Here is a 25,901-nt window from a genome sequence, read left to right on the forward strand (position 1 = left end):
CGGCCTTTAGCACTCGCTCAAGGCCGTCTCCCGTAAATCTGCATTTCGGATCGTTTCGCGGTCCGACGATGGCTTCAAAGAGACGACAAAGCGACCATGAGCAAGCGCGCCTATTTCGGCACCGACGGCATCCGGGGCCAGGCCAACAAGCATCCGATGACCGCCGAGGTCGCCCTGCGCGTCGGCCTCGCCGCCGGCAAGCTGTTCCGCTCGCAGGACGAGCGCCGCCACCTGGTGGTGATCGGCAAGGACACCCGCCTGTCGGGCTACATGATCGAGCCCGCCCTGGTCGCGGGCCTGGCCAGCGTCGGCATGGACGTGCGGCTGTTTGGCCCCCTGCCCACCCCGGCCGTGGCCATGATGACCCGCTCGATGCGCGCCGACCTGGGGATCATGATCTCGGCCAGCCACAACGATTTCGCCGACAACGGCATCAAGCTGTTCGGTCCCGACGGCTACAAGCTGTCCGACGCCCAGGAGCTGAAGATCGAGGCCCTGATGGACGAGGGCCTGCAGGAAGGCCTGGCCGCCCCGCGCGACCTGGGTCGCGTCAAGCGCATCGACGACGCCCAGGCCCGGTATATCGAGATCGTCAAGGCGACCTTCCCGCGCCACATGAACCTGTCGGGCCTGCGCGTCGTCATCGATTGCGCCAACGGCGCGGCCTACAAGGTGGCGCCCGAGGCCCTGTACGAGCTGGGCGCCGAGGTGTTCCCGGTCGGCGTCACCCCGAACGGCACGAACATCAACGCCGAGTGCGGCTCGACCCATCCCGAGGCGATGGCCAGGATGGTCCGCGAATACCGCGCCGACATCGGCATCGCCCTGGACGGCGACGCCGACCGCCTGGTGATCTGCGACGAGAAGGGCGTGGTCGTCGACGGCGACCAGATCATGGCCATCATCGCCACGGCCCTGGCCAGCGCCGGAAGCCTGAAGGGCGGCGGCGTCGTGGCCACCGTGATGTCGAACCTGGGCCTCGAGCGCCAGCTGAACGGCCTGGGCCTCTCCCTGGAACGCACCTCGGTCGGCGACCGCTACGTCATGCAGCGGATGCGCGAGGGCGGCTTCAACCTGGGCGGCGAGCAGTCGGGCCACGTGATCCTGTCGGACCTGTCGACCACGGGCGATGGCCTGATCGCCGCCCTGCAGGTGTTGGCCGTGATGGTCCAGACCGGCAAGCCGATGAGCGCGCTCGGCCGTCAGTTCGAGCCCGTGCCGCAGCTGCTGGAAAACGTCCGCTTCGCCGGCGGCAAGCCGCTGGAGAACAAGGCCGTGAAGGAAGCGATCGCCGACGGCGAGAGCCAGCTGAACGGCGCCGGCCGCATCGTCGTGCGCGCCTCCGGCACCGAACCGCTGATCCGCATCATGGCCGAGGGCGACGACCCGGCCCTGGTGAAGAAGGTCGTGAAGTCGATCGTGACGGCGGTGAAGGCGGCTTAGGCCCCTACCTTCGGGGCCTTCATCCGCCGCTTGTTGACGTGGTGGCTGGGGGCCTCGGCGTTGATCTCTTCCGGGTACTCGCCCTTGAAGTAGAAGCGCTGCCAGGCCTCTTTGGTGGCCTCCGGGTCGCGCTTGAAGATCAGCTTGTTGAACTCGCTGCGCTTCTCGGCCCAGACGTCGTACTGGCGACGCAAATCCGCGTTGGAGTTCATCGAGCGGATCACCGGCTGGAAAGCCTCCATCGGCTTGTCCTGGATCGGCATGATGAAGCAGAAGGTCTCGCCCTTCTCGAACCGCACCGTGCCCGGCCGCGTGAACATCCAGTTCATCGTGAAGGGGAAGGGCAGCCAGTCGGTCTCGATCACGCCGGCCAGCGGCTGGATGCCGTCCTTGATGTGATTGGGCGGCCCCATGGTCATCAGCGACCAGCCCGGCGGCGTGCGGAACAGATAGCCGGTGTGGAAGGTCACCACGCCCCGGGTGAAGTGCGACTTCACGAAGTCGGTGAAGCCCGGATACGGATGGTCGGGCTGGAACTTGATGCACTCCTGGTGCGCCCCGCCGTCCCAGCTCATCGAGAAGCCGACCGGGCAGAGGATGTCCCAGCCGGTGGTGTTGGCCATGGTCAGCGGCAGGCAGCGATAGGGGTGGCGGTCGGCGAAATGATCCATCCACGCCCGCTGCGGGCGGCCCGGCACGATATCCGGCGGACGGTTCTCGGTGGGATAGCACTCCAGTTCCATGCCGGCCTTCGTCCTTGTCTTCCTACCCTGATCGTCAGGTCTAGCGCTCGCGAGGCGAGGCCGTCCAGCGTCCAAACCAACGCCATACATCCACCCGATCTCCCCGGCGAAAGCCGGGGCCCAGATCGAACCCAGAGCGCGCGTTGATTTGGCTGGGAAGAAGGGCGTGATCACCCCGGTCTCCCAGGATGAATCTGGGCCCCGGCTTTCGCCGGGGAGAGCGGAATTTGGAATTGGAAGCAGGGGCCAGGCCCCTTAAACAGCCTCGCATGAAGACCCGAACCGACCTCTTCGCCTTCTTCGACGCGCACGGCGTGAAGCACTCGACCCTTGACCACCCGCCGGTGTTCCGCGTCGAGGAGGGGCTGGAGATCAAGGCCGCCCTGCCGGGCGGACACACCAAGAACCTGTTCCTCAAGGACGCCAAGGGCCAGCTGTGGCTGATCTCGGCCCTGGGCGAGACCACGATCGACCTCAAGCGCCTGCACACGGTGATCGGCTCGGGCCGGCTGTCGTTCGGCCCCGAGGCGATGATGATCGAGACCCTGGGCGTGACGCCGGGCTCGGTCACCGCCTTCGGCCTGATCAACGACACCGAGCGGCGGGTGCGTTTCGTGCTGGACAAGGCCCTGGCCGACAGCGACCCGGTGAACTTCCACCCCTTAAGCAACGACGCCACCACGGCGGTGTCGCAGGCCGACTTCCGCAAGTTCCTGGCGGTGCTGGGGATCGCGCCGATGATCGTGGATTTTGAGGCGATGCAGGTAGTGGACTAGCCCCAATCCGCTCATCCCCGCGAAAGCGGGGACCCAAGCGGATTTTCGGGGTGCTGCTCGGTCGTGATCTCGCCTGCGGACTCGGTTTGGGTCCCCGCTTTCGCGGGGATGAGCGGGTAATGGATCGTGCGACCAAGACATTGCGCCTCGCCCCTTGAAGGACCATCTTGCGGCTTCGAGCGTTCCCACCTTGAGTACACGAGAGACACCGATGCTGATCGGCGAGAAGCCCGCGACCTCCACCACGAGCGAGCACATCAAGGACGGTACGGACGCCAGCTTCATGGCCGACGTGATCGAGGCCTCCAAGACCCAGCCGGTCATAGTCGACTTCTGGGCCACATGGTGCGGCCCGTGCCGCCAGCTGACGCCCGCGCTCGAAAAGGTCGTCAACGCCGCCAAGGGCGCGGTGAAGCTGGTCAAGATCGATGTCGACGCCAATCCGGGCTTCGCCGGCCAGCTGCGCGTGCAGTCCATCCCGACGGTCTACGCTTTCGTGGATGGGCGTCCGGTTGACGCGTTCCAGGGCGCCCTGCCCGAGAGCCAGGTCAAGGCCTTCGTCGAGAAGCTGGGCGGCGCGGGCGGCCCCAGCGCCATCGACGACCTGATCGCGCTGGGCAAGGAATCGTTGGAGATCGGCGACATCGGCGGCGCGGCCCAGGCCTTCGCCCAGGCCCTGCAGACCGATCCCGAGAACATCAAGGCCCTGGGCGGCATAGCGCGCGCCTATCTGCTGGGCGGCGACATGGAAGGCGCGGCCGAGGTCGTGGCCATGGCCCCCGCCGACGCCAAGGACCCGGACCTGGACGCCGCCCGCGCCGCCCTGGCGCTGGCCCAGGACGCGCCGTCCGAGACCGCCGCCTTCGAACAGCGGCTGGCCGCCGATCCCGACGACCACGAGGCCCGCCTGGAGCTGGCCAAGGCCCTGGCCGGGACCGGGCGGCTGCAGGAGGCGGCCGACCACCTTCTGGCCATCATCGCCCGCGACCGTGCCTGGAACGACGATGCGGCCCGCAAGCAGCTGCTGACGGTGTTCGAGGCCGCCGGACCGACCTCCGAGGTCGCCAAGCAAGGACGGCGGAAGCTGTCGTCGATCCTGTTCAGCTAAATCTGGCAGCCGAAAGTGGCTGCCGGTTTCGGCGGCCGCCAAGCCGAGAAGGAAAGAGGAGCAAGGGATGCAGGGGAACTACCGAAAGCTCGGTGACCTTCCGCTGGTGATCCCGGTGTTCCCGCTGGACGGGGTCCTGCTGCTGCCCGGCGGGCATTTGCCGCTGAACATCTTCGAACCGCGCTATCTGAACATGCTGGACGACGCCATGTCGGGCGAGCGGATCATCGGCATGGTCCAGACCCGTCCGCCGCCCGCCGGCCAGACCGAGGACCCGCATCGGCCCATGCTGGCCCCCGTCGGCTGCGCCGGCCGGGTGACCAGCTTCGCCGAGACCAGCGATGGCCGCTACCTGGTCACCCTGACCGGCGTCTGCCGATTCAGGACTGGCGACGAACTGCCGGTGCGCACCCCCTATCGCCAGATCCGCGCCGATTTCGCGCCTTATGAATCCGACCTGCGCGAGGACCAGAGCGGCGCCCGCACCGCCGCCGACATCGACCGCCTGCTGGGCGCCCTGCGCCGCTATCTCGACCACCGGGGCCTGGCCATCGACTGGACCGACGCCGAGAGCGCGCCGTCCGACGCCCTGATCAACAGCCTGGCCATGGCCCTGCCCTTCGACCCGATGGAAAAGCAGGCCCTGCTGGAGGCCGAGACGATCTTCGAACGCAAGGCGACCCTGACGACGCTGCTGGAGATCGATGCGGCCTCGGGCGACGATGACGAACCGCACTCTATTCAATAGGCAAAGGGGCCAGTAGACACAGCCCATGACCCAAGACGCCCCCGCCCCCCCTTCTTCGAATTCTGGCATCGACGTCGACCCGCGCCTGCTGGAAGTGCTGGTGTGCCCCGTGACTCGCGGCACGCTGGAATATGATCGCGCCAAGGGCGAACTGATCAGCCGCTCGGCCAAGCTAGCCTATCCGATCCGCGACGGCGTGCCGATCATGCTGCCGGAAGAGGCGCGGGAGCTGAGCGAGTAGGGGCGACTCTAGATGCTCCCCCGCGATGCGGGGGAGCTGTCACGGAGTGACTGAGGGGGCCAATGCGGCCTCGTTCCAGCTCGCCCCCTCCGGCCCTCTGGGCCACCTCCCCCGCGACGCGGGGGAGGATCTTTAAAGACTCACGCCCCGCAGCAGCTTCGGCAGATCGCCCACGCCGCCGCCGGCCTCGTGCATGAAGAACCGACGCGCCGGCGCGATCCGATTGACCAACGCCATCCCCGCCCCACGCGCGACGCGCATCAGCGGATTGTCGTTCGAGAAGATCCGCACGAAGGCGTCGAAGGCCAGGGCGTTGGTCACCGTGTCGAACCGGCGCCAGCGGGCGAAGCGCTCCAGCACCGCCTCGGCGCCGATGTCCTCGCCATTGCGCACCGCCTCGACCAGCACTTCCGCCAGAGCTGCGGCGTCCTTCAGGCCCAGGTTCAAGCCCTGCCCCGCGATCGGGTGCACGCCATGGGCGGCGTCGCCGATCAGGGCCAGGCGCGGGGCGGTCATTCGCTCGGCCAGCAGCAGCGACAGCGGATAGACGAAGGTCGGCCCCTCGATCGTCACCGCACCCAGGAACTCGCCGAACCGGCGCATCAGGTGGGCGTGGAACGCCTCCGGCGAGGCGTTGCGCAGGGCCTCGCCGCGCGCCGTGCTCTCGGTCCAGACCAGGCTGGCGCGGTTGTCGGTCAGCGGCAGGATGGCGAACGGGCCGCTGGGCAGGAAATATTCGTGCGCCACGCCCTCGTGCGGGCGCTCCATGCGCACGGTGCAGACGACGCCGGACTGGCCATAGCCCCAGCCGATCTCGCCGATACCGGCCGCCCGGCGCAGGACCGAACCGCGCCCCTCGGCGCTGACCGCCAGCGGGGCCGACAGCACGCGGCCGTCCGACAGGGTCAGTTTCGCGCCCCCCGCCTCGACCGTCAGGGCCTTGGCCGCCATCGGCGCGATGACGGGGATGCCCTTGTCGATCACGGCCTGGGACAGGGCCGCGCGGATCTGGCGGTTCTCGATCAGATAGCCCAGCGGCTCGCCGTCGATGCGGCCGGAGATCTCGCTGCTGTCGAACCGCAGGAAGGCCGGCGAGGGCTTGCGGGCCGCCGCGCCGGGCGTGCGGCCGTCCGTGACCAGGATCTGCTCGATGCGCTGGGCGTGGGGGGCCAGGGCCTTGCCCGCCCCGATCGCGCGCCACTGGCGGAAGCTGGAATAGGCGATCGCCGAGCTACGCCCGTCGAAGGTCGGAGCCAGCTGGGCCTCGAACGGCTGGGGGTCGACCAAGAGTGGCCGGAGGCCACCCGAGGCCAAGGCAAGAGCCAGGGTGGAGCCGGCCATGCCGGCGCCGGCGATGATGACGTCAGCATCGTGGACGGAAGCGCGCATGGCGGGGATATGGGCGCGTGCGACCGAGGCTGTCCAGACCGCGCGGCTACTTAGCGTCCGCGTAGGGGGCCTTGGCGTCCTGGCGGACCAGGCCGCGCGTGGCGTCGCCCACGCCGATCAGCACGAACTGCACCGCCAGGGCGCAGAGGATGAGGCCCAGGACCCGCACCACGATGCTCATGCCGATCCGGCCCAAGGCCTTGCTGATCAGCGGCGAGGCCCAGAACACCGCCACCATCACCAGCGACACCGCCGAGATCACCGCCACGCCCAGGCCCAGGCCCGCCCAGCCGAACGGCTTGGCCTCGGCGGCGTAGATGATCACGGTCGAGATCGCGCCCGGACCGATCAGCAGCGGCATGGCGAACGGCACGATCAGCCGCTCGAAGCGCTTCTGGGCGTAGACCCGCGCCGACTGCCCCTCGATGCCCTCGGCCGCGTCGGCGAACATGGTGGTGAAGTCGTCGCGCAGCATGTCCAGGCCCAGAATGAACAGGATGACGCCGCCGGCGATGCGGAAGGCCGGCATCGAGATTCCGAAGAAGGCCAGCAGCCCCACGCCCGTGAAGAAGAAGAAGATCAGGAAGGCGGCGACGAACAGGCCGATATAGACGGCCACCATCCGCCGGCCCGCCGCGGCCGCGCCCAGGGTGGCGGCGGCGAACAGCGGCACGTTCCCGATCGGGTCGATCAGGGCGAACAGAGCGACGAAGAAGTTGACGGCGAGTTTGGCCTCGGTCATTCGACGTCCTTACCTTTCAACGCGCCGGATCCGCGCCCTTCCTAGGGCGGACGATCGCGCGCGCCAACCCCTGGGGGCAAAGACATGACCGCCGATCCGCGCCTGATCGTTCCGCTGGACCTGCCCACCGTCGACGACGCCCGCGACATGGTCCAGCGCCTGGGCGACGCGGTGTCGTTCTACAAGATCGGCCTGGAGCTGCTGGCCAGCGACGGCATGGCCCTGGCCCACGAGCTGAAGGCCTCGGGCAAGTCGATCTTCCTCGATTGGAAACTGCACGACATCGGCGCGACCGTGGAGCGCTCGGCGCGCGTCCTGGCCCACAGCGGCTGCGACCTGCTGACCGTCCACGCCGAGCCGCAGGTGATGACCGCCGCCGTCAAGGCGCGCGGCGACTCGAGCCTGAAGATCCTGGCGGTGACGGTGCTGACCAGCCTGACCGACGCCGACCTCATCGAGATGGGCTACGCCTTCGGGGCCCGCGACCTGGTCGAGCGCCGGGTGCGCCAGGCGGTCGAATGCGGGGTCGACGGCATCGTCTCCAGCCCCCACGAAGCCGCCCTGGCCCGCGAGATCGCCAACGCGGCCGGGCGCCCGGACTTCCTGATCGTCACCCCCGGCGTGCGCCCCTTCTGGTCGGCCAAGAACGACCAGGCCCGCGCCGCCACGCCCGAGGCCGCCATCCGCGCCGGCGCCAGCCACCTGGTCTGCGGCCGCCCGATCACCGCCGCCAACGACCCGCGCGAGGCGGCGCTGAAGGTGGTGGCGGAGATCAGCGGGTTGTGAAGACGTGAACGTCCTCTTCGTCTGCAGCCAGAACAAGCTGCGCAGCCCGACGGCCGAGCAGGTGTTCGCCAAATGGCCGGGGATCGAGGTCAGCTCCGCCGGCCTCGACGACACCTGCGGCAATCCGGTGACGCCCGAGGACCTGGAATGGGCCAACCTCGTGCTGGTCATGGAGCATGCGCATCGCAACAAGCTGTCACGCCGCTTCAAGCCCCACCTGAAGAATGCCCGCGTGATCGTGCTGGGTATCCCCGACGACTACGAATTCATGGATCCTGAACTGGTGCGGATCCTGGAGGCCAAGGTCCCGCCGTTCCTGCGGCGCTAGCTATTTCACCACCAGCGCCACGCCGCGCGCCCGCGGATCCGCCTCCGGCACGGGCGTGCGACCCACCACCTGGATCGCCTCCATGTCGCCGCTGAAGTCCTCGACCCACGTGTAGCCGCGCGCCTCCAGCGCCGTCTTGAGGGCGGCGGAGGGCGGGGCCGAGGGCTCGTAGAAGATCACGTTCTCCGGCAGCAGCTGATGGTGGAAGCGCGGGGCTTTCTGGGCCGCCTTCAAGGTCAGATCGTAGTCGTAGACATTGGCCAGAACCTGGAACACCCAGGTGAAGATCCGCGAGCCGCCCGGCGTGCCGATGACCATGGCCGGCTTGCCGTCCTTGACCAGGATCGTGGGCGTCATGGATGACAGGGGCCGCTTGTGGGGCGCGATGGCGTTGGCCGACCCGCCGACCACGCCGAACATGTTGGGCGCGCCGGGCTTGGCCGAGAAGTCGTCCATCTCGTCGTTGAGCAGGAAGCCCGCCCCCTCGACCACCACGCCCGAGCCGAACCAGCCGTTCAGCGTATAGGTGTTGGAGACGGCGTTGCCCCACTTGTCGACGATCGAGAAGTGGGTGGTCTGCGGCTTCTCCAGGCCCGGGACCACCGCCTTGGTCGGCGAGGGCTTGTCCGGATCGACCTCGCGCGCGCGCCGGGCGACATAGGCGGGGTCGATCAGGTTGGAGACCGGGACCTTCACGAAGTCGGGGTCGCCCAGATATTCCGCGCGGTCGGCATAGACCCGCTTTTCGATCTCCGCCAGCAGGTGGATGTACTGCGGATCATTGAGGCCCACGCCTTTGAACTTCGGCGCCAGATCCTGCTTCATCAGCAGCATCTGCATCAGGGCGACGCCTCCCGAGCTGGGCGGCGGGGCGGTGATGACGTCGTAGCCGCGCCACTTGGCGGTGACCGGCGCGCGCCAGACGGCCTTGTAGCCCGCGAGGTCGGCCTTGGTGATCAGGCCTTTCACCGAACCGCGCCCCATCTGGGCGACGATCAGGTCGGCGGTCTTGCCCTCATAGAACGCCTTGTCGCCGCCCTTGGCGATCCGCTCCAGCGTGGCGGCCAGCTCCGGCTGCTTGAACATCGTCCCGGCCTGCCGGGGACCGAAATAGGCGCGGAAGTTGGTCTTGGCGAACGGCGGCGGAACCTCGCCCGTCAGCATGCCGGCGAACTGGGCGTTCACTTCGAAACCCTCGCGGGCGTAGCGGATGGCCGGGGCCAGGACCCGCGCCCAGGGCAGCTTGCCGAAGCGCTTGTGGGCCATGGCCAGGCCCCGCACCGTGCCCGGCGTGCCGGCCGCGAGGTTGCCGTACAGCGACAGGCCCTCCACTGGCTCGCCGTCCTTGCCCAGGTACATGTCGGCCGAGGCCGCCGCCGGGGCCGTCTCGCGGTAGTCGAGGAAGTAGGGCTTGCCGTTAACGTACAGCGTCATGAACCCGCCGCCGCCCAGGTTGCCGGCCTCGGGATAGGTGACGGCCAGGGCAAAGCCCGTCGCCACCGCCGCGTCGACCGCATTGCCGCCGGCTTTCAGGATCTCCTCCGCCGCCAGCGCCCCATAGCGGTCCGGCGAGGCCACGGCCCCGGCGGTAAGCGCCGGAACCGCCTTGGCCGGCTTGGCGAGAGCGGGGGGCGCGAACAGCAGCAGGGCGGTCGCGAGGAACTTGGCGATCATGCGCAAGGGGTGTCTCCGGCGGCGAGACGACCACGCTAGCCGATACGGTTCGCGGAACAATGGTTCTTGACGGCCTCTTCGCCCTGGTTTTGCTGATCGGCGCGCTTTGTGGAGAAACGCCGTGAAGAGCACCCGCCCCGAGGACGTCGGCGTTCCCGCCTCCATCCTGATCGACCGCGCCATCGCCGCGCTACCCGACTGGCGCGGCCAGACCCTGGCCCGTCTGCGCGCCCTGATCCTGGACGCCGATCCGGACGTGGTCGAGGACTGGAAGTGGGGCAAGCCGGTCTGGTCGCACGACGGCCTGATCTGCACCGGCGAGGTCTACAAGGCCGTGGTCAAGACGACCTTCGCCCACGGCGCGGCGCTGGACGACCCGACCAAGCTGTTCAATTCCAGCCTGGAAGGCAATGTCCGCCGCGCCATCGACTTTCCGCAAGGCGCCGAGATCCCGGCCGAGGCTTTCAAGACGCTGTTCCGCGAGGCCGTGGCCTTCAACGTGGCCAAGGCCAAGGCCAAGCCGAAGAAGAAGACGTGAAGCGCGTTTAGACCTCCAGATCCTCCGCTGACCGGCGCCGCGCGTTCAGGCGACGGGCCAGCAGGGCGCCGCCGATGAACAGCGCGCCGACGGCCAGGAACGAGGCCGCGCGCGTAACGCCTTCCAGCCGCGCCAGGTCGAACCCCACCACCTTGGCCGCCGTGAACAGCAGGGCCGCCAGGCCCGCCCAGCGCAGGACGATGTCCTTGCGCGCCGCGCCCAGCCCCAGCACCGCCAGACCGAACACCGCCCAGAGCGCCGAGAAGGTCCAGGTCTCCAGGCCCGCGTTTCCCGTGGCCGCGTGCATGTCGCCGCCGTGGAAGACGTAGCGGATCAGCAGGGTCAGCAGCACGAACAGCGTCCCGACCGCCATCGCCAGGGCGGTCCTGTCAAACGGTCGGTCCGCGCGCCTCAGGCCCAGCATCGCCCCCGCGCCCAGGCCGTAGAGGCCAAACAGCAGCAGCGCCGCGCTGAACGGAGCCAGCGGCTGGCTCATCGGCCCCCACCAGGGACTGGCGCGGACGCCGAACACCAGGCCGGCGACGATCAGCGCCAGCCAGCCGAAGACGGGGCCGACCCGAGCCAGCCAGGCGGCGCCGGCGCGGCCGGCCAGGCTGGGCGCGCTCAGTTGACGAGCGGCGAGCAGGGCGAGGAGCGCATAGGCCGCCCCCTCGGCCCGGCCGATCGGCGCAGGGCTCATCACCGCGCCGTGGAAAAGGTGGCGCAGCGCCAGCACGGCCCACAGCAGGGCGAAGAGCGGGATGGCCAGGACCCACGTCTTGGTCCAGCGATCCTCCGCCGGCCGCCGCCGCCAGGCGATCGCCGCGAGCAGGCCGGCCGGCGCCAGATAGGACAGGAGCAGGGTGTTCAGCACCGGCGGTCCGGCGGGCGCCTCGCCCATGCCCCACCAGGGGTTCCAGACCAGGCCTTGCAGCAGCACCCCGTGCGCGACGCCCAGGCTGACCACGATCACCGTGCGCCAGCGCGTGATCGGACCGTCATCAGGGCGCTGGCGCAGCACCAGCAGCAGGCCCGTGCTCAGCAGCATCAGGGTGCGCAGCGAGGCCTCCAGCAGGCCGTCGCCGCCCTGATCGCGTGGTCCCGCCATGACGACATGCAGGGCCGCGAACAGCGCCAGCAGCACGATCAGCAGGCCGGTCGCGCGTTGGGCCTCGACCTCGTTGCGGACGCTCTCGCCGCCGCCCTTCCAGATCAATGCGGAGGATGTGGCCAGCAAGCCGGCCTCCACGGCGCTGACCGCCAGCAGCGTCTCCGGCGGCAGACGCCCGTCCAGGGCCGCGCCGATGAAGTCCGGGCGCATCATGGCGATGAACGCGATCAGGCCGCCCACCACGCTGGCGGGGGCCAGGCCTCGCCAGGGCAGACGCCAGGCGGCGACGGCCAGGGCGAGGGCGGCCAGGCCGAAGGCGGCGGGCTCGAAGCGCGGCGCGACGGCGGCGTGCACGGCCAGGAAGGCCATCTCAGCCGCGGCCGCCAGCCATAGCGCCAGGCCTCGGTCCGTCGAAGCCTGTTCGACCCGTCGCGCGATCAGAACCGCCGCGCCGAACAGGGCCGCCGCCAGGACCGCGGCCGGCGCCCAGCCGAGGTCGATCTTCGCCGCGTGCAGGATCGGCCAGGTCAGGCTGGCCAGGATCGCCACGCCGATGCCGCCGATGGCCAGGACGCGCGTGCGCTCGATGGCGGGGAGGCCCAGCGCCAGCCAGAGCGCGATCGCTGGAATCAAGGCGGTCTGGGCGTAAAGCCATGGCAGCTGCGCGGCAAAGGCGGGGGCGCGCACGGCGATGACCATGGCCAGGAGTTGGCAGAGGATCGCCATGCCGACGGGCAAGGCGAACAGGCCAGGGCGGATCATGTCCCGGAGGGCCAGGGCGGCCGCCAGGACGATGAGAAACCCCGACACCAGGATGGCGATCGGCATCTGTCCCGCCGCGACCGGGGCCGAGAACCAGGGGCCGACCGACGCCAGGGTGGCCAGCACCAGCGCCAGGGCGGGCAGACCTTGGAAGTCGCTTCCGGCGGGATCCCCCGTGTCGTCGGGCCGGAAGCGGCGTCGCCACAGCGTCGCGGCGAACGGCCCGGCGGCGGCCAGGATCTGGATGATCGCCGCCGGAAGGATCTGGTGTTGGGCCAAGGGGACGCCGCTGAGCAGCAGCAGGCCGACGATCGTCGCGCCGCCCGCCTTGCCCCACAGGCGCAGGGCCGAGATCGAGAACCCCGTCGCGCCGATCAGCCCCGCATAGGCCGTCAAGGCCAGCGGCGACCAGTCCGGCAGGCCGGTGAAGGCGGGCGTCAGTACGGCGCCGACCATGGCCACCAGGGCCAGGGGCTCGCCGTGTCGTAGTGACAAGCCCAGCAAGCCCAGCGAGACGCCGGCGGCCAGAACGGCGGCTAGGCCTAGAGGGATCAGGTGATAGAGCCCGTGGGCCGCACAGATCGCGCCGTACAGGGTGACCGCCCCCGCCCCGGCCGAGACGGCGGCGGCCAGCAGGTGGCGACCGCCGACGACCGACGGCGCCTGGCGCAGGATCCACTCGCTGGCGCCCAGCATCGCCGCGCCCAGGATCACGGCCAGGGCGATGCGGAATTCGGGAATGAACAGCCCGCGCTGGGCGGCATAGGCCACCAGCAGCAGGCCGCCCAGCGCCAGACCGCCGCCGCCGATCCAGGCCAGGCCGTTCTCGGACAGCCACGTGGAGACCGACTCGCGGTTGATCCTGGGTGGCGGTAGGGACGCGGCCGCAACGCGGGGCGCCTGTGCGAGCTCGGGTGTCGGAACCCTGGGCTGGACAGGTTCAGGGACGGCTTTCGGCTCAAGCGCAGGCGGGGGCGCCGCCATCCGCTCGGCGATCGCCGAGGTTTCCGCTGGCGGCGGGACGGGCTCGAGGGCCACGCGCGGCGCGGCGTCGGCGGCGTCCAGCCGCCGCTCGAGCTTCCGGATCTGCTGGCCCTGTCGATAGATCCAGGCCCCCAGAGCCAGGATCACAAGCCATTCCATGTCGTGCGTCCCGTCCGGCGAATTGAGCGGCCCCGCCTTGGTATGCGAGGACGGTGCTCAATGAAACCTTAAGTCGCAGGCCGCGCCCTCACCCCAGCTCCAGCGCCCGCAGCACCGCGAACTGGTCGTAGTAGGGCCGCTCGCAGATGATCTTGTCGCTGCCGGACGCGAACTCGAAGCTGGCGGCCATGCGGATGCGGAAGGCCTTGCCGGTCGGCTCGACCGTGCGGCCGGGGATCTTCAGCGGCCCCAGATGCGTGCCGGTCAGCCAGAACTCGACCAGCACCGTGTCGCCGGCGTGGGCGATGGCGATGACCTCGTTGCCCTGGTCCGGGAACGGCGTGCGCGAGGCGGCGAAATAGCCGCGCACGGCGGCCTCGCCGTCGAACACCGCGCCGCCGCCGTGCATCTCGTAGCGCGGATGCTCGAAAGTGGCGATCACCGCGTCCCAGTCGTGGACGCACTCCAGCGCCATGTGGTCGCGCACCACCTGGATGCGGCGTTCAGCAAGGTCTTCCAAGACGTTCGCTCCCTTTGTTTCAGAGGAGCCTGACAGCCTCAGAAGTCGACCGCCACGCCCTTCTTCTCCCAGTCGCCGAAGCGAGTCGGCTCGGGGCCCTCGCGGCCGCCCTTTTCCAGCGGCAGGGCGGCGGCCTCTTCAGCGGCGCGGCGGGCGGCGGCCTCTTCCAGCGCGCGGCGGGCGGCGGGGCTCAGAGCCTTGCCCGGCGCGGCGCCGGGGACTTCGCCAGGGAGATCGGAAGCGGCGATTTCAGGCGGCGCGGACGGGTTGGACGGCTCGGACATGGGTGGATTCTAGCATTTTTCGTCCGTCTCGCCGCGCGATTTTTCCGCAAGACGCTTGCGCTCGCCCTTGCCTTTGGGGCACGGCGGGGCGGTGACTCAAGAACTGAACGACGGCCTCCCCGCCCGGGAAGCCGCCCTGACCCTGATCGACGCGGCCCTCTCGCGCCGCGGCGGCATCGATGAAGCCGCCTCCGCCAACGGTTTCCGCTTCCTGGAGCCGCGTGAGCGGGCCTTCGCGCGCGCCCTGGCCATGGCCGTGCTGCGCCACCTCGGCCCCATCGACCGCGCCCTGGCCGCCAAGCTGCAGAAGGCCCCGCCGGACCGGGTGATGCACCTGCTGCGCCTCGGTGCGGCCCAGGCCTTCTATCTGGAGGTCCCGGCCTTTGCCGCCGTGGCCACCTCGGTCGAGCTGGCCGGGGCCAACAAGGCCAGCCGTCCGTTCAAGGGGCTGGTCAACGCGGTGCTGCGCGGCCTGCTGCGCGATCCGCCGCCGACCAACGATCCCACCTTGCTGGCCCCGCCCTGGCTCTATTCGCGCTGGGTGGCCGCGTTCGGCGAGGCGACGGCCCGCGAGATCGCCAGTCAGATCGCCCTGGAGCCCGCCACCGACCTCTCCCTGAAGCCCTCCGCCGACGCGGCCGTGCTGGCCGAAGCGCTGGAGGCCGAGATCCTCGACGGCGGAACCCTGCGCGTGCGCCGCAAGGGCGATGTCGCCGCCTGGCCGAACTTCGAGGACGGGACCTGGTGGGTGCAGGACGCCGCCGCCGCCATCCCCGCCCGCCTGCTGGACGTCAAGGCCGGCGACAGCGTGCTCGACCTCTGCGCCGCGCCCGGCGGCAAGACCCTGCAGCTGGCCGCCGCCGGCGCGAGCGTCGTGGCCCTGGACCGCTCGGCCGCGAGGCTCAAGCGTGTCGCCGAGAACCTGGAGCGCATGGGCCTGACCGCCGAGATCGTCGCCGCCGACGCGGCCGCCTGGGAGGACGCGCGCACCTTCGACGCCATTCTGCTGGACGCCCCTTGCAGCGCCACCGGCACCTTCCGCCGCCATCCGGACGTGCTGTGGGCCGCCCGCCCCGGCGACGTGGCCAGCCTGGCCGGCGTGCAGTCGAAGATCCTCGACAGCGCCGCCGACCGCCTCAAGCCCGGCGGCCGCCTCGTCTACACCGTGTGCTCGCTCGAGCCGGAAGAGGGCGAGGCCCAGGTCGAGGCCTTCCTGGCGCGCCGCAAGGACATGGCGCTGGAGCCGATCACCGCCGGCGAAGGCGGGTCTCCCGAGGCCAGCCTGACCGCGCGCGGGACCCTGCGCCTGCTGCCGCATCAGCGCGACGGCGGCCAGGACGGCTTCTTTGCCGCGCGGTTTCGTAAGGCGACAGCCTAGGCGGATGACAGATTAACCTGGGACGGTTATCCCAGGACCATGACCGCGCCGCTTATCGCCCCCTCGATCCTCGCCTCCGACTTCGCCAAGCTGGGCGAGGAAGTCGCCGCCATCGAGGCGGCCGGCGCCGACTGGGTCCATGTCGACGTGATGGACGGCCATTTCGTGCCCAACATCACGCTCGGCCCCGACATCGTCAAAGCCATCCGGCCGCACGCCAAGATCCCGTTCGACGTGCACCTGATGATCAGCCCGGCGGACCCATACCTGGAAGCGTTCCGCGCCGCCGGGGCCGACCTGATCAGCATCCATCCCGAGGCCGGTCCGCACCTGCACCGTTCGCTCAAGCACATCCGCGAGCTGGGGGCCAAGGCCGGGGTGGTGTTCAACCCGTCGACCGGCCTGGACCACGTCGAGTGGATCCTGGAGGACGTCGACCTGCTGCTGGTCATGTCGGTCAATCCCGGCTTCGGCGGCCAGAGCTTCATCCCCGGCCAGCTGCGCAAGGTCGAGGCCCTGCGCAAGCTCGTGGACAAGGCCGGTCTCGACATCATCATCGAGGTCGACGGCGGCGTGACCCCGGCGACCGCCCCGCAATGCGTCGCGGCGGGCGCCACCGCCCTGGTCGCCGGCTCGGCGGTGTTCAAGGGCGGTCCAGCCACCTATGCCGACAACATCCGCGCGCTGAAGGGCGGCTGACCCCAAGCGATGGCCGTCAAGCGTTCCGCCAGCGGCTCGAAGTTCCCCGCGTCTAGACGCGGCGGCGTCCTATGGGAGGCCATCGGCGCCGAGCTGTCCGGCCACGTCGCCCGCGAGTGGTACGGCTCGGGCCCGCATCGCCTGCTGATCGCCTTCCCGCGCCCCGAAGGCCTCTCCGCCCGGCCGCATGAGCCGCGTCCGGTCGATCCCGAGCATGGCAAGAAGATCCTGGCCGGAACCCTGACCCTGGACGGCGGCGCCCTGCGCCTGGGTCCCGACGGCGACCCGTTCGACACCGCCAGCCCCTCGCGCCGCTTCGCCGTCAGCCTGCACCGGTTCGACTGGCTGCCGGACCTGGCCGCCGCCGGCTCGGACGGCGCCCGCCGCTCCCTGCGGCTGATCGACGACTGGCGGCGGGTGTTCGGCAAGTGGAACGCCTTCTCGTGGAGCCCCGAGTGCCTGGAGCGCCGGGTCTTCCACCTGGCCTGCGCCGCCAAGACCCTGGCCGCCGAGGGCAGCGACGCCGAGATCGCCGACCTGACCCGCGACCTGGCCCGCCAGGCCCGCCACCTGGTCGAGATCACCGCCGCCCCCGCCCGCATCCTGGAGCGCGCCGCCGTCGCCACGCTGGCCGGCTGCGTCCTGGCCGGCAAACCGGGCGAGCGGCTGATCGACAAGGGCCTCAAGGCCCTGCTGCGCCACCTCGACAGGATGGTGCTGGCCGACGGCGGCCACGCCACGCGCTCGCCCGAGGCCGGGGTCGAGCTCTTGTTCGACCTCTTGACCCTGGACGACGCCCTGGGCCAGCGCGGCCGGCCCAGCCCCGAGGCCCTCTCGCGGGCCATCGACCGCCTGTCGAGCGCCGCGCGGTTCTTCACGCTGGGCGACGGGCACCTGGCGGCCTTCCATGGCGGCGAGGCGATCGCCCAGCCACGCATCGCCGCCGCCCTGGCCCACGACGACGCCGGCCCGCGCCCGCTGAACGCCGCCCCGCACAGCGGCTATCACAAGATGATCGGCGGCAGCATCGAGCTGATCGCAGACTGTGGCCCGCCCCCGGCCGGCCCCTTGAGCGTCGCGGCCTGCGCCCAGCCGGCCGCCGTCGAGATCGTCTGCGCCAAGGACCGCCTGATCACCAGCTGCGGCTGGAGCCCCGAGGCCACCGGCGCCAACGCCTTCCGCCTGTCCGACGCAGCCTCGACCGTCTCGGTCGGCGACGGCTCGGCCGGCCGGCCGCTGTCGGGCTTCCGCGCCAAGGCCCTGGGTCCCTGGCTGGTCGACGGCGCCCTGCAGGTCGAGGCCAAGCGCCACGACGACGTCGGCGGGGTGTGGCTGGACATCGTCCACGACGGCTGGCGCCATGTGGGCCTGCAGCACGCCCGCCGCCTGTTCCTCGACGCGGTCAATGACGAGCTGCGCGGCGAGGACAGCCTGACCCCCTTCGCCGGCCCCGCCGACCCCAATGGCCCGCGCCGCTACCTGCCGTTCGCGGTGCGCTTCCACCTGCACCCCGAGGCCCGCGCCTCGATCGCCCGCGACGGCAAGAGCGTGCTGATCCGGGGACCCAGCAACATCGGCTGGTGGCTGCGAAACGACGCCGTCGACGTCGAGATCGCCCCCACCGCCCACTTCGACCACGGCCTGGCCCGCAAGGCCGGCCAGATCGTGCTGAAGAGCCAGGTGCGCCCGGAAGTCGGGGCCAAGATCCGCTGGAAACTGACCCGGGCGGAGGGGTAGCGCCGATGGGCTTCGACCGAAGGCCGCCGCTGGACCCGGGCCGGGCGCGGCAGGCGCCGGAATACACGGCCGACGAGGTGTCCGAGGTTTTTGACGCCCTAACGGCGGACGCGCCGGAGATCCTGGCGGTGCTGGCGCGGGAGGCGCGGGAGCCGGGGAGCGTGGCGGCGGGGGACTATGACGACGCCTACGACCGGATGCTGACGTACCTGTTCGAGCGGGGGTACGTGCACACGCATATCGAGATGGCGATGGTGTTTCGGGCGGTGCGGGAGAGGGTTGGGGTTTAGCGGGCTTTAGTGGCTGTTGTCGGATGAGCCGCCTGATGAACGGTGGTCGACCAGCCCAAGGCCGAACAGCAGCTATGCTCTCACGATCGTGATTGGCCCACACACCACACACCACAAAGAACAACACGAGCACATGTGGGAGGGGATTGCCCCCACGCGAGAGAGGCGCCATCGTGCTTGCACACGAGGGATTCTCCCATGAACGACTTCATCCTTGCTGCAGAGAATGAGTTGGCCAGTATCGGGTTGGCAAAGATGCAGCTCGAGATGAAGGAAAGTCAGCTCAGGTTGCTCATCTCTCTCTATAGAGCTGACCCGACATACGTCCCCCCGATGCGGTCACAATTCGCCCCATCGCTTGAGCCGAAAAAGATCAACCGACCGATCAATAAGGATCGCGAACACGCCCTTTCGTTGGCAGCAGAGGCCATTAAGGGGCGACGAGCCCCGACACGGACCGCCGAAATCTACGAAATCATTGAGCCTCTGGGTGCGAAAATCGGCGGTGCCGAGCCGAAGAGTAACCTCAGTGCAATGCTGCACCATTCGCCGCTATTCCGCTCCCACGGACGACGAGGCTGGACCTTGGCTGAGGAAAATATCGTCCTTGAAGACGATGACGATGGCGATGACGAAGGCACAGCGCTCGACTTCTCGGAGCCGACAACGGAAGACGACGATTCGATTGCATGACGCCCAGCGAAGCGCTGAAGACGCCAGAAACGAAAACGGCCCACGTCAGAGACGAGGGCCGCTCGTGCATTGAATGAGGCCGGGAAACGGCGACTTCCAAAGCCGGTCAGAGGGCAAGAAGCTCGCACGCCCTGGTCATTTTGACAACCCATGCAAGGAGCATCCCGCATGGAAATGACCCCCCGCGACTATACCGTTAGCGTCCGTCAGTACCGCCGCGTCCGTGAGGGCCTGGAGGAGGACGTGTGTCGTCATAAGCGTCGCCCTCGCCGCTGGTACCGACGTCCGAAGCCGCCTCAGCCCCTGTAACACCGACGCAGAAGACCGCTGGGGACCAACCCAGCGGTCGACCGGTCGGCGCCATATCGGCCTTCGGCGCGCGCCCCACGGTCGGAGCCCTCCTTAAATCTCTTGGAGGCTGCAGCGTGCAGGGCTGTCCAGGTCAGTCAAGGACGGCTTCGCCGCCGCGCGCGGCCGGTCGCAGACCGGTCCTTGAGTGACCTGGACAGCCCTGCGATCGTCTCGCCGTGAGATGTAAGGGGGGGCGCTCTTCCGGGGCGGAAGGGCGGTTTGGACGGGAAGAGGTCGCGCACGCACCGGAAACCCTCTCTCTTTGAGAGAGGGAGGGGCCCGCCGCGTAGCGGTGGGAGGGTGAGAGGTTTCACCGGTGGCCGGGGAAGCCTGGACCGTTCCGCCGCGCGTTTCGTCAGTGCCTTGTCCGGAGAGGGTGTAACCTCTCACCCTCCCACGCCGCAGGCGTGGGCCCCTCCCTCTCTCAAAGAGAGAGGGGATTGAGCACGCTCTATCCCCGGCGTTCGCTCCACCGAACCCCACGAAATCAGCCACTTCCAACTTTTTCGCGCCCCTGCATCATCGGCGTTGAATCCGCCCCGATACTCAGAGCTGTCCCCGTCGCGGGGGAGGGCGTTTGGATCCGGCCCAAAACGGCGGCGGGGGTAGGTTGAGCGGGGCCGCTGGCGGTTCCCGGCGGAGCCATCACGCCACGTCGCTTACTCTTTAGGAGCGCACGCGGGTGACGGCGCCGTCCGGGATCAAAACCATCAGCGGAGCGACAGGGCGGTGATCGTACAAGCCGCCTATCGTGGATCGTCGGGGTCGAGACGGATGTAGCCGATCGACTTGGTCCGCGCCCGTCCGGGGGCAAATGGGGTCCCGAGCTGAAATACGCTCACGCCCCCCATCCTCACGGGCAAGAACAACCTGGCGGAGCGGTCTGCGAGCCGAAACACAAACAAACCCTACGGTCCCCGGGTTCGCCCGGCCGCTCCGTCGCCTCCCCACATGCCTTCAGCGGCCTGCGCCGCGTGAAGCCGCCAAGCCGTGCCGACTCAGCACTGGCCCCCACCTGACCTGCTCACGCAGGTCTGTCCGCCCCCAAGCGGGGCGGAGAAGAGAGCCGCCTCTCCCGCGCCGGGCTTTGTCTCTCCTCCCCTGTTGGGGGAGGGGGACCGGCGGAGCCGGTGGAGGGGGTCAGCGCCACGCATTGACTCCCCCGCCCGCCCCCGTATTTTCCGCCCGTTCGCGTGACTGGCGTTGAAGGTGGGAAACCACCGGGGAGCGTGAACCGCGCACCTTTCATTAGAAAGGTGCGTTCTTTGAGAGCTTGCGAGCGGACGCAAAACCGGCGTCCACTTTTGCTGCTCGCAAGCCGCCGCGCGCCTGGGCTCCAATTTCTGAACCACACCAGAGGAGTCCGCCGTGCCCGCAGCGCCCGATTATCCGTCCGCCCCCGATCTCGTCGCCCCCAAGCGCGCCCTGCTGTCGGTCTCCGACAAGACCGGCCTCGTGGAAGCCGCCCAGGTGCTGCACGCCGCCGGCGTCGAGCTGGTCTCGACCGGCGGCACCAAGGCCGCGATCGCCGCGGCCGGGATCCCGGTCAAGGACGTCTCGGACCTGACGGGCTTCCCCGAAATGATGGACGGCCGGGTCAAGACCCTGCACCCGGTGGTGCATGGCGGTCTGCTGGGCGTGCGCGACGCGGCCGATCACGCCAAGGCCATGGCCGACCACGGCATCGGCGGCATCGATATCCTGTATGTGAACCTCTATCCGTTCGAGGCGACTGTCGCGAAGGGCGGCAGCTATGCCGAGTGCGTCGAGAACATCGACATCGGCGGCCCGGCCATGATCCGCTCGGCGGCCAAGAACCACGGCTATGTCGCCGTCTGCACCGACCCGGCGGACCTGGCCGAAGTGCTGGAGGCCCTGAAGGCCGGCGGGACGACGCTCGAGCTGCGCCAGCGGCTGGCGGCCCGCGCCTATGCCCGCACGGCGGCCTATGACGCGGCGATCTCGGCCTGGTTCGCGGCCGCGCTCGGCCAGGACTTCCCGGCCCGCAAGGCCATCGCCGGCGAGCTGCGCCAGACCATGCGCTATGGCGAGAACCCGCACCAGAAGGCGGCCTTCTACGCCTTCCCGAACCCGCGCGTCGGGGTGGCCACGGCGACCCAGCTGCAGGGCAAGGAGCTCAGCTACAACAACATCAACGACACCGACGCGGCCTTCGAGCTGATCGCCGAGTTCGACCCGGCCCAGGGTCCGGCCGTGGCGATCATCAAGCACGCCAATCCCTGCGGCGTAGCGGTGGGCGGCAGCCAGCGCGAGGCCTATGAGCGGGCCCTGGCCTGCGACCCGACCTCGGCCTTCGGCGGCATCGTGGCGGTGAACTCGCGCCTGACCCGCGAGGCGGCGGAAGCCATGGTCGAGATCTTCACCGAGGTGGTGATCGCCCCCGAGGCCGACGACGACGCCATCGCCGTGTTCGCGGCCAAGAAGAACCTGCGCCTGCTGGTCACCGGCGGCCTGCCCGACCCGCTGTCGACCGGCGACACGTTCAAGAGCGTGGCTGGCGGCTTCCTGGTGCAGTCGCGGGATGACGCGCGCATCAAGGCCTCGGACCTGAAGATCGTCACGAAGCGTCAGCCGACCGACGAGGAAGTGCGCGACATGCTGTTCGCCTTCACGGTCGGCAAGCACGTCAAGTCCAATGCCATCGTCTATGCCCGCGCCGGCCAGACCCTGGGCGTCGGCGCCGGCCAGATGAACCGCAAGGACTCGGCCCGGATCGCGGCGTTGCGCGCCGCCGATTTTGGCCTGGACCTCTCGGGCTGCGCCTGCGCCTCGGAAGCCTTCTTCCCGTTCGCCGACGGCCTGATCCAGGCGGCGGAAGCCGGTGCGACGGCGATCATCCAGCCGGGCGGCTCGATGCGCGATGGCGAAGTGATCGAGGCGGCCGACAAGCTTGGCCTCACTATGGCCTTCACGGGCGTGCGAGTGTTCCGGCACTAATCGCTGATGAGGCTTTGATGGACAGCGCCGCGTGGGGCGAGAAGGTCGCCAAGCACTCGCGGGTGTTCAAGCCCGCGGGTCCGGGACCGTTTCCGGTGGCGCTGATCCTGCACGGCTGCGGCGGCAAGACGCCGTTCCTCGAGGCCTACGCCCGGGCCGCCGTGGCGGCGGGCTGGGCGGCGGTCGTGGTCGACAGCTTGAAACCGCGCGGCATGTCCTCGCTGGACGCCAAGCTGTTCGTCTGCACTGGCGTGGCGCTGCGCGGCATCACCCGCGCGGCCGACGTCTTCGCCATGCTGGCCTGGCTGGAGACGCAGAGCTGGGCCGATCCCGAGCGCGTCTTCCTGGCCGGCTGGAGCCATGGCGGCTGGACGATCATGGACAGCTACGCGATCGGCGACAACGCGGCGCGGGCGACGAAGCTGGCCGACGCCGATCCGGTCCGGTTGCGACAGCGGGTGCGGGGGGCGCTGCTGGTTTACCCCTATGCCGGCTACCCCTCCCTGACCTCACGGCGCGGCTGGGGAGACTCTTGGGCTCTTTGGGGGGCGCCGCCGGTCTGGTCGGTGCTGGCCGGCAAGGACGCCGTGGTCGGCTGGAAGCTGCCGGCCCGGGCGCTGGACCGCCTGGCCCAGGACGGTCTCAGCGTGGATCGCGTGATGTTCGACGACGCCACCCACGCCTTCGACGACGACAAGGCCAATGACCCCCGGGCCCGCTACCGGCCCGACCTGTTCCAGGAGATGCAGAGCTATTTCACCAGGGCGCTGACGGCCTGCGGCTGAACGCGGCGCAGGCGGGTCGGACCGCGATAGAGACGCCGCCAGACCCACTCCAGCGGCCCCATCTCGAACCGGTCCATCCACCAGCGCGACCACAGGATCTGGACGATCCAGGTCGCAACGGTCAGGGCCGCCAGCACCGGCCGGTCGACCTTGCCGTGCAGGGCCAGGCCCCGACCGCCGTAGAAGATGGAGGTCATGATCAAGGACTGGGTCAGATAGTTGGTGAACGCCATCTGCCCGACCGGGGCCAGGACCCTCGGGATCGCGCTCCACGCGCCCTTCGACCGGGCGGCGAAGACCATCAGGCCGACATAGGCCAGGGTCGTCAGCGGCGCGGTCGTCCACTGCACGGCCTGGAAGATCGTCGACAGCGGCCGGGGCAGGCCCAGCACGACCTGGGCCACCACCATGCCGCCAACCACCGCCGAGGCGGTCAGGCCGATGGCGACCAGGGTCACATAGGTCCGCTTGCTCGCCTCGCCGGTCAGCACGCCCAGCTTGAAACAGCCCAGGCCGATCATCATCAGGGCCGAGGTCATCACGAAGATGAACGGCTCGCCGGCCAGGTAGCCCAGCCGGTCCCTGGCGTTCTGGATCAGCGACTGCAGGAAGGTCCCGCCATATTGCAGCTCGGCGGCCCGGGACTTGGCGACGGCCTTTGCGGTCTCCAGCGTGGCCTGGCCTCCATCCTGCTGAAACACGACGGCGGCGGTCATGCCGGCGACCATCAGCAGCGACATGACGGTCCAGATGATGATCCCCGTGCGCAGCAGCTTCTTCGGCGTCCAGGACCGGCACAGCAGCACCGCGAAGCCGGCCAGGGCATAGCTCAGCAGCACGTCGCCGAACCAGATGGCGAAGCCGTGCAGCAGGCCGAAGACGACCATCCAGGAGAGGCGCTTCCTCAGGATCGCGCCGCGCTCCAGGTCCGACCGCTCGCCGCCGACCAGGAAGATCGAGACGCCGAACAGCATGGCGAACAGGGTGACGAACTTGCGCTGGAACAGCCACTGGGTGACGGCCCAGACGCCCAGCGTGGCCGGGCCGGTCCCGTGCGGCCAGTTGACCACCGACTCCGACAGCGGCGGAGCCACCGCGAAGTCCGGCATGTTGCACAGCAGGATGCCCAGCACGCCGAGACCCCTCAGCGAATCGAGCAGAACGATGCGATCCTTGGTCATGAGCTCCCCCTCGGAAAGGAGCCTGCCGTGTTCCGCGTCAGTCGGCAACTGGCGCGCGTCTGGGAGCGCTCGCCAGAACGAGCGCGCCCAGCGCCATGAAGCTCGCCGAGACCACGACGGCGATCCGCTGGTCGCCAGCCAGGCGGGTGCCGACGGCGATGACCAGCGGGGCCAGGAACGCCGTGGCCTTGCCCGACAGCGCATAGAGGCCGAACCACCGCCCGCTCTCGCCTGCCGGCGCAAGTTCGGCCATCCAGGCGCGGAGGCTGGACTGCGCCGGCCCGAACGTCAGGCCGACGAACAGGCTGAAGAACAGGAACATTCGCTCGGGCAGGCTGGCGAACAAGGCGCCGGCCTTGGCGGGGGCCACAGAGATAAAGAAGAAGAGCGTCTCCTTGCCGACCATCCCGACGCCCGTGGCGCCGAACAGGATCACCCCGGTGGCGATCAGCACGGTGGCCTTCGAGCCAATCTTCTGGTCGACCCGCCCGCCGATGAAGGTGCCGATCCCGGCGGCGACCGACAGCATGATCGCGTAGACGCCCAACTGCGTCGTCGTCCAGCCGAACAACCCCGCCGCCAGCACGCCGCCGAAGGCGATGAAGCTGGAAATGCCGTCGCCGAGCAGCATGCGGCCGATCAGGAACTTCAGCATGTGCGGCCGGCTGGGCAGGCTGCGGATCGTCGCCCACAGCTCGGCCAGCGGCTTGTCGCCCGCCCCTCCGGACGGTTTGGGCGCTATCAGCATCAGCGGCCAGGCGAAGGCGAGGAACCACACGGCCACCAGCGGCCCGACGATGCGATCCGGCTCATGCAAAGCCTTCGACAGACCCAGCATCGGAACCTCTGGCAGCGAGAAGCAGAGGAGCACGATGAACAGGGTGACCAGCGCCCCCACATAGGCCAGGGCCCAGGCGGTACCGGACAGCCGTCCGACCTGGCCGGGCTTGGCCACCACCGGCAGCAGAGCGTTCATCACCGTCACGCCCAGCTCGGCCGCTACGCTGCCCATGACCAGACAGGCCAGGATCAGCGGGATGCGTGACGTTTCGCCCGGAAGCGCCAGCCAGAGGCCCAGGCTGGCCAGTACGAACGGAAAGGCAAGGCCCACCAGCCAAGTGCGCGGATTGCGCCGCGCGTCCAGCGTCGCGCCCAGCAACGGGCTGAGGACCGCGATGGCCAGGCCCGAGACGACGCCGGCATAACCCAGCAGGCTCTGCCCACGCACCGCGTCGCCGACGAAACCCGAGGCGAAATAGGGCGTGAAGATGAAGGTCGCGATCAGCGCCCAATAGGGCTGCTGCGCCCATTCGTAGAGCGTCCACGCGACGCGCCGGCGATTGCCCTGGTCCATGCTCTACGCTCCCTCACCCATCCCTCCCTCGTAAGGGAGGGATGGGCGAGGGGCCAGAGCATCGCGCGGAAAAGTGGACGCCGGTTTTCCGCGAAAGCGATGCGAAACCAAAAAGCGAGAGCAAAGCGTGCGATTCCTG

General features: G+C 69.5%; 24 protein-coding genes and 1 riboswitch. Of the genes, 15 read left to right on the top strand and 9 right to left on the bottom strand.

Translation table 11 applies throughout. The features are described 5' to 3' along the window. Positions 1-96: 96 nt before the first annotated feature. Positions 97-1,443, top strand: coding sequence for a phosphoglucosamine mutase (gene glmM / locus CSW62_RS23610; protein ID WP_099581911.1), 1,347 nt, complete (start codon positions 97-99; stop codon positions 1,441-1,443). Here the strand turns inward: glmM and CSW62_RS23615 are convergent. Then, on the bottom strand, positions 1,440-2,186 hold the full coding sequence (locus CSW62_RS23615; RefSeq protein WP_099581912.1) for a DUF6065 family protein: 747 nt from the start codon (positions 2,184-2,186) through the stop codon (positions 1,440-1,442). The two genes, glmM and CSW62_RS23615, sit on opposite strands and share 4 nt — an antisense overlap. 269 nt (positions 2,187-2,455) lie before the next feature. Between CSW62_RS23615 and CSW62_RS23625 the strand changes: the two genes are divergently transcribed. From CSW62_RS23625 to CSW62_RS23640, 4 genes are all read left to right on the top strand, one after another. Next, positions 2,456-2,962, top strand: coding sequence for a prolyl-tRNA synthetase associated domain-containing protein (locus CSW62_RS23625; RefSeq protein ID WP_099581913.1), 507 nt, complete (start codon positions 2,456-2,458; stop codon positions 2,960-2,962). 211 nt (positions 2,963-3,173) lie between these two features. Next, complete coding sequence (locus tag CSW62_RS23630) at positions 3,174-4,070, top strand: co-chaperone YbbN (RefSeq protein WP_099581914.1); 897 nt, start codon at positions 3,174-3,176, stop codon at positions 4,068-4,070. Positions 4,071-4,137: 67 nt separating this feature from the next. After that, positions 4,138-4,818, top strand: coding sequence for an LON peptidase substrate-binding domain-containing protein (locus tag CSW62_RS23635; protein ID WP_099581915.1), 681 nt, complete (start codon positions 4,138-4,140; stop codon positions 4,816-4,818). 25 nt (positions 4,819-4,843) lie between these two features. Then, entirely contained in the window at positions 4,844-5,059 is a 216-nt protein-coding gene (locus tag CSW62_RS23640; protein WP_099581916.1) for a Trm112 family protein, read from the top strand. A 132-nt stretch (positions 5,060-5,191) separates the two neighbouring features. Here the strand turns inward: CSW62_RS23640 and CSW62_RS23650 are convergent, their stop codons facing one another. Beyond that, the gene (locus tag CSW62_RS23650) at positions 5,192-6,448 is read right to left on the bottom strand and encodes a UbiH/UbiF/VisC/COQ6 family ubiquinone biosynthesis hydroxylase (protein WP_099581917.1); all 1,257 of its coding nucleotides are present in this window, start codon (positions 6,446-6,448) and stop codon (positions 5,192-5,194) included. 46 nt (positions 6,449-6,494) lie between these two features. Then, the gene (locus CSW62_RS23655; protein WP_099581918.1) at positions 6,495-7,190 is read right to left on the bottom strand and encodes a MarC family protein; all 696 of its coding nucleotides are present in this window, start codon (positions 7,188-7,190) and stop codon (positions 6,495-6,497) included. 84 nt (positions 7,191-7,274) lie between these two features. Here CSW62_RS23655 and pyrF point away from each other — a divergent pair, with 84 nt between their 5' ends. Continuing rightward, on the top strand, positions 7,275-7,976 hold the full coding sequence (pyrF, locus tag CSW62_RS23660) for an orotidine-5'-phosphate decarboxylase (RefSeq protein WP_099581919.1): 702 nt from the start codon (positions 7,275-7,277) through the stop codon (positions 7,974-7,976). Positions 7,977-7,980: 4 nt separating this feature from the next. Continuing rightward, on the top strand, positions 7,981-8,304 hold the full coding sequence (locus CSW62_RS23665) for a low molecular weight protein tyrosine phosphatase family protein (RefSeq protein WP_099581920.1): 324 nt from the start codon (positions 7,981-7,983) through the stop codon (positions 8,302-8,304). Here CSW62_RS23665 and ggt read toward each other — a convergent pair whose 3' ends face one another. Next, entirely contained in the window at positions 8,305-9,978 is a 1,674-nt protein-coding gene (gene ggt / locus CSW62_RS23670) for a gamma-glutamyltransferase (RefSeq protein WP_369827532.1), read from the bottom strand. A gap of 121 nt (positions 9,979-10,099) precedes the next feature. Between ggt and CSW62_RS23675 the strand changes: the two genes are divergently transcribed. Continuing rightward, the gene (locus tag CSW62_RS23675; protein ID WP_099581922.1) at positions 10,100-10,516 is read left to right on the top strand and encodes a DUF1801 domain-containing protein; all 417 of its coding nucleotides are present in this window, start codon (positions 10,100-10,102) and stop codon (positions 10,514-10,516) included. A gap of 7 nt (positions 10,517-10,523) precedes the next feature. On the opposite strand, the gene CSW62_RS23680 is transcribed toward CSW62_RS23675, so the two are convergent. From CSW62_RS23680 to CSW62_RS23690, 3 genes are all read right to left on the bottom strand, one after another. Then, entirely contained in the window at positions 10,524-13,532 is a 3,009-nt protein-coding gene (locus tag CSW62_RS23680) for a DUF2339 domain-containing protein (protein ID WP_099581923.1), read from the bottom strand. An 88-nt stretch (positions 13,533-13,620) separates the two neighbouring features. Continuing rightward, positions 13,621-14,052 carry an ester cyclase gene (locus CSW62_RS23685; RefSeq protein ID WP_199170682.1) on the bottom strand — a complete coding sequence of 144 codons (432 nt, stop codon included), beginning with the start codon at positions 14,050-14,052 and terminating at the stop codon, positions 13,621-13,623. Positions 14,053-14,090: 38 nt separating this feature from the next. Further along, positions 14,091-14,336: a DUF1674 domain-containing protein gene (locus CSW62_RS23690; protein WP_099581924.1), complete on the bottom strand. Its 246-nt coding sequence runs from the start codon at positions 14,334-14,336 to the stop codon at positions 14,091-14,093. A 91-nt stretch (positions 14,337-14,427) separates the two neighbouring features. Here CSW62_RS23690 and CSW62_RS23695 point away from each other — a divergent pair, with 91 nt between their 5' ends. The 7 genes from CSW62_RS23695 to CSW62_RS23725 all read left to right on the top strand — a co-directional run bounded on the left by CSW62_RS23695 (position 14,428) and on the right by CSW62_RS23725 (position 23,227). Next, the gene (locus CSW62_RS23695) at positions 14,428-15,714 is read left to right on the top strand and encodes an RsmB/NOP family class I SAM-dependent RNA methyltransferase (protein ID WP_099582442.1); all 1,287 of its coding nucleotides are present in this window, start codon (positions 14,428-14,430) and stop codon (positions 15,712-15,714) included. A gap of 39 nt (positions 15,715-15,753) precedes the next feature. Then, positions 15,754-16,413, top strand: a complete 660-nt coding sequence (gene rpe, locus CSW62_RS23700) for a ribulose-phosphate 3-epimerase (RefSeq protein ID WP_099581925.1) — start codon at positions 15,754-15,756, stop codon at positions 16,411-16,413. A 9-nt stretch (positions 16,414-16,422) separates the two neighbouring features. Next, a complete protein-coding gene (locus CSW62_RS23705) occupies positions 16,423-18,150 on the top strand; it encodes a heparinase II/III family protein (protein WP_099581926.1) in 1,728 nt (575 codons plus the stop codon). 5 nt (positions 18,151-18,155) lie between these two features. Next, the gene (locus CSW62_RS23710; RefSeq protein WP_099581927.1) at positions 18,156-18,440 is read left to right on the top strand and encodes a hypothetical protein; all 285 of its coding nucleotides are present in this window, start codon (positions 18,156-18,158) and stop codon (positions 18,438-18,440) included. A 198-nt stretch (positions 18,441-18,638) separates the two neighbouring features. Beyond that, positions 18,639-19,133 (top strand): hypothetical protein, encoded by a 495-nt coding sequence (locus tag CSW62_RS23715; RefSeq protein WP_099581928.1) that lies wholly within the window; start codon positions 18,639-18,641, stop codon positions 19,131-19,133. Between the two features lie 1,534 nt (positions 19,134-20,667). Then, positions 20,668-20,826, top strand: a riboswitch (ZMP/ZTP riboswitch). 26 nt (positions 20,827-20,852) lie between these two features. Next, positions 20,853-22,442, top strand: a complete 1,590-nt coding sequence (gene purH, locus CSW62_RS23720; protein WP_099581929.1) for a bifunctional phosphoribosylaminoimidazolecarboxamide formyltransferase/IMP cyclohydrolase — start codon at positions 20,853-20,855, stop codon at positions 22,440-22,442. A 17-nt stretch (positions 22,443-22,459) separates the two neighbouring features. Beyond that, complete coding sequence (locus CSW62_RS23725) at positions 22,460-23,227, top strand: dienelactone hydrolase family protein (protein WP_099581930.1); 768 nt, start codon at positions 22,460-22,462, stop codon at positions 23,225-23,227. On the opposite strand, the gene CSW62_RS23730 is transcribed toward CSW62_RS23725, so the two are convergent. Together CSW62_RS23730 and CSW62_RS23735 are read right to left on the bottom strand one after the other, a co-directional pair. Next, positions 23,194-24,408, bottom strand: a complete 1,215-nt coding sequence (locus CSW62_RS23730) for a DUF418 domain-containing protein (RefSeq protein ID WP_099581931.1) — start codon at positions 24,406-24,408, stop codon at positions 23,194-23,196. The genes CSW62_RS23725 and CSW62_RS23730 overlap by 34 nt on opposite strands. 37 nt (positions 24,409-24,445) lie before the next feature. Continuing rightward, positions 24,446-25,762: an MFS transporter gene (locus CSW62_RS23735; protein WP_099581932.1), complete on the bottom strand. Its 1,317-nt coding sequence runs from the start codon at positions 25,760-25,762 to the stop codon at positions 24,446-24,448. Between the last annotated feature and the right edge of the window lie 139 nt (positions 25,763-25,901).

Origin of the sequence: Caulobacter sp. FWC2 (assembly GCF_002742625.1) — a bacterium.
Taxonomy (GTDB): Bacteria; Pseudomonadota; Alphaproteobacteria; order Caulobacterales; family Caulobacteraceae; genus Caulobacter.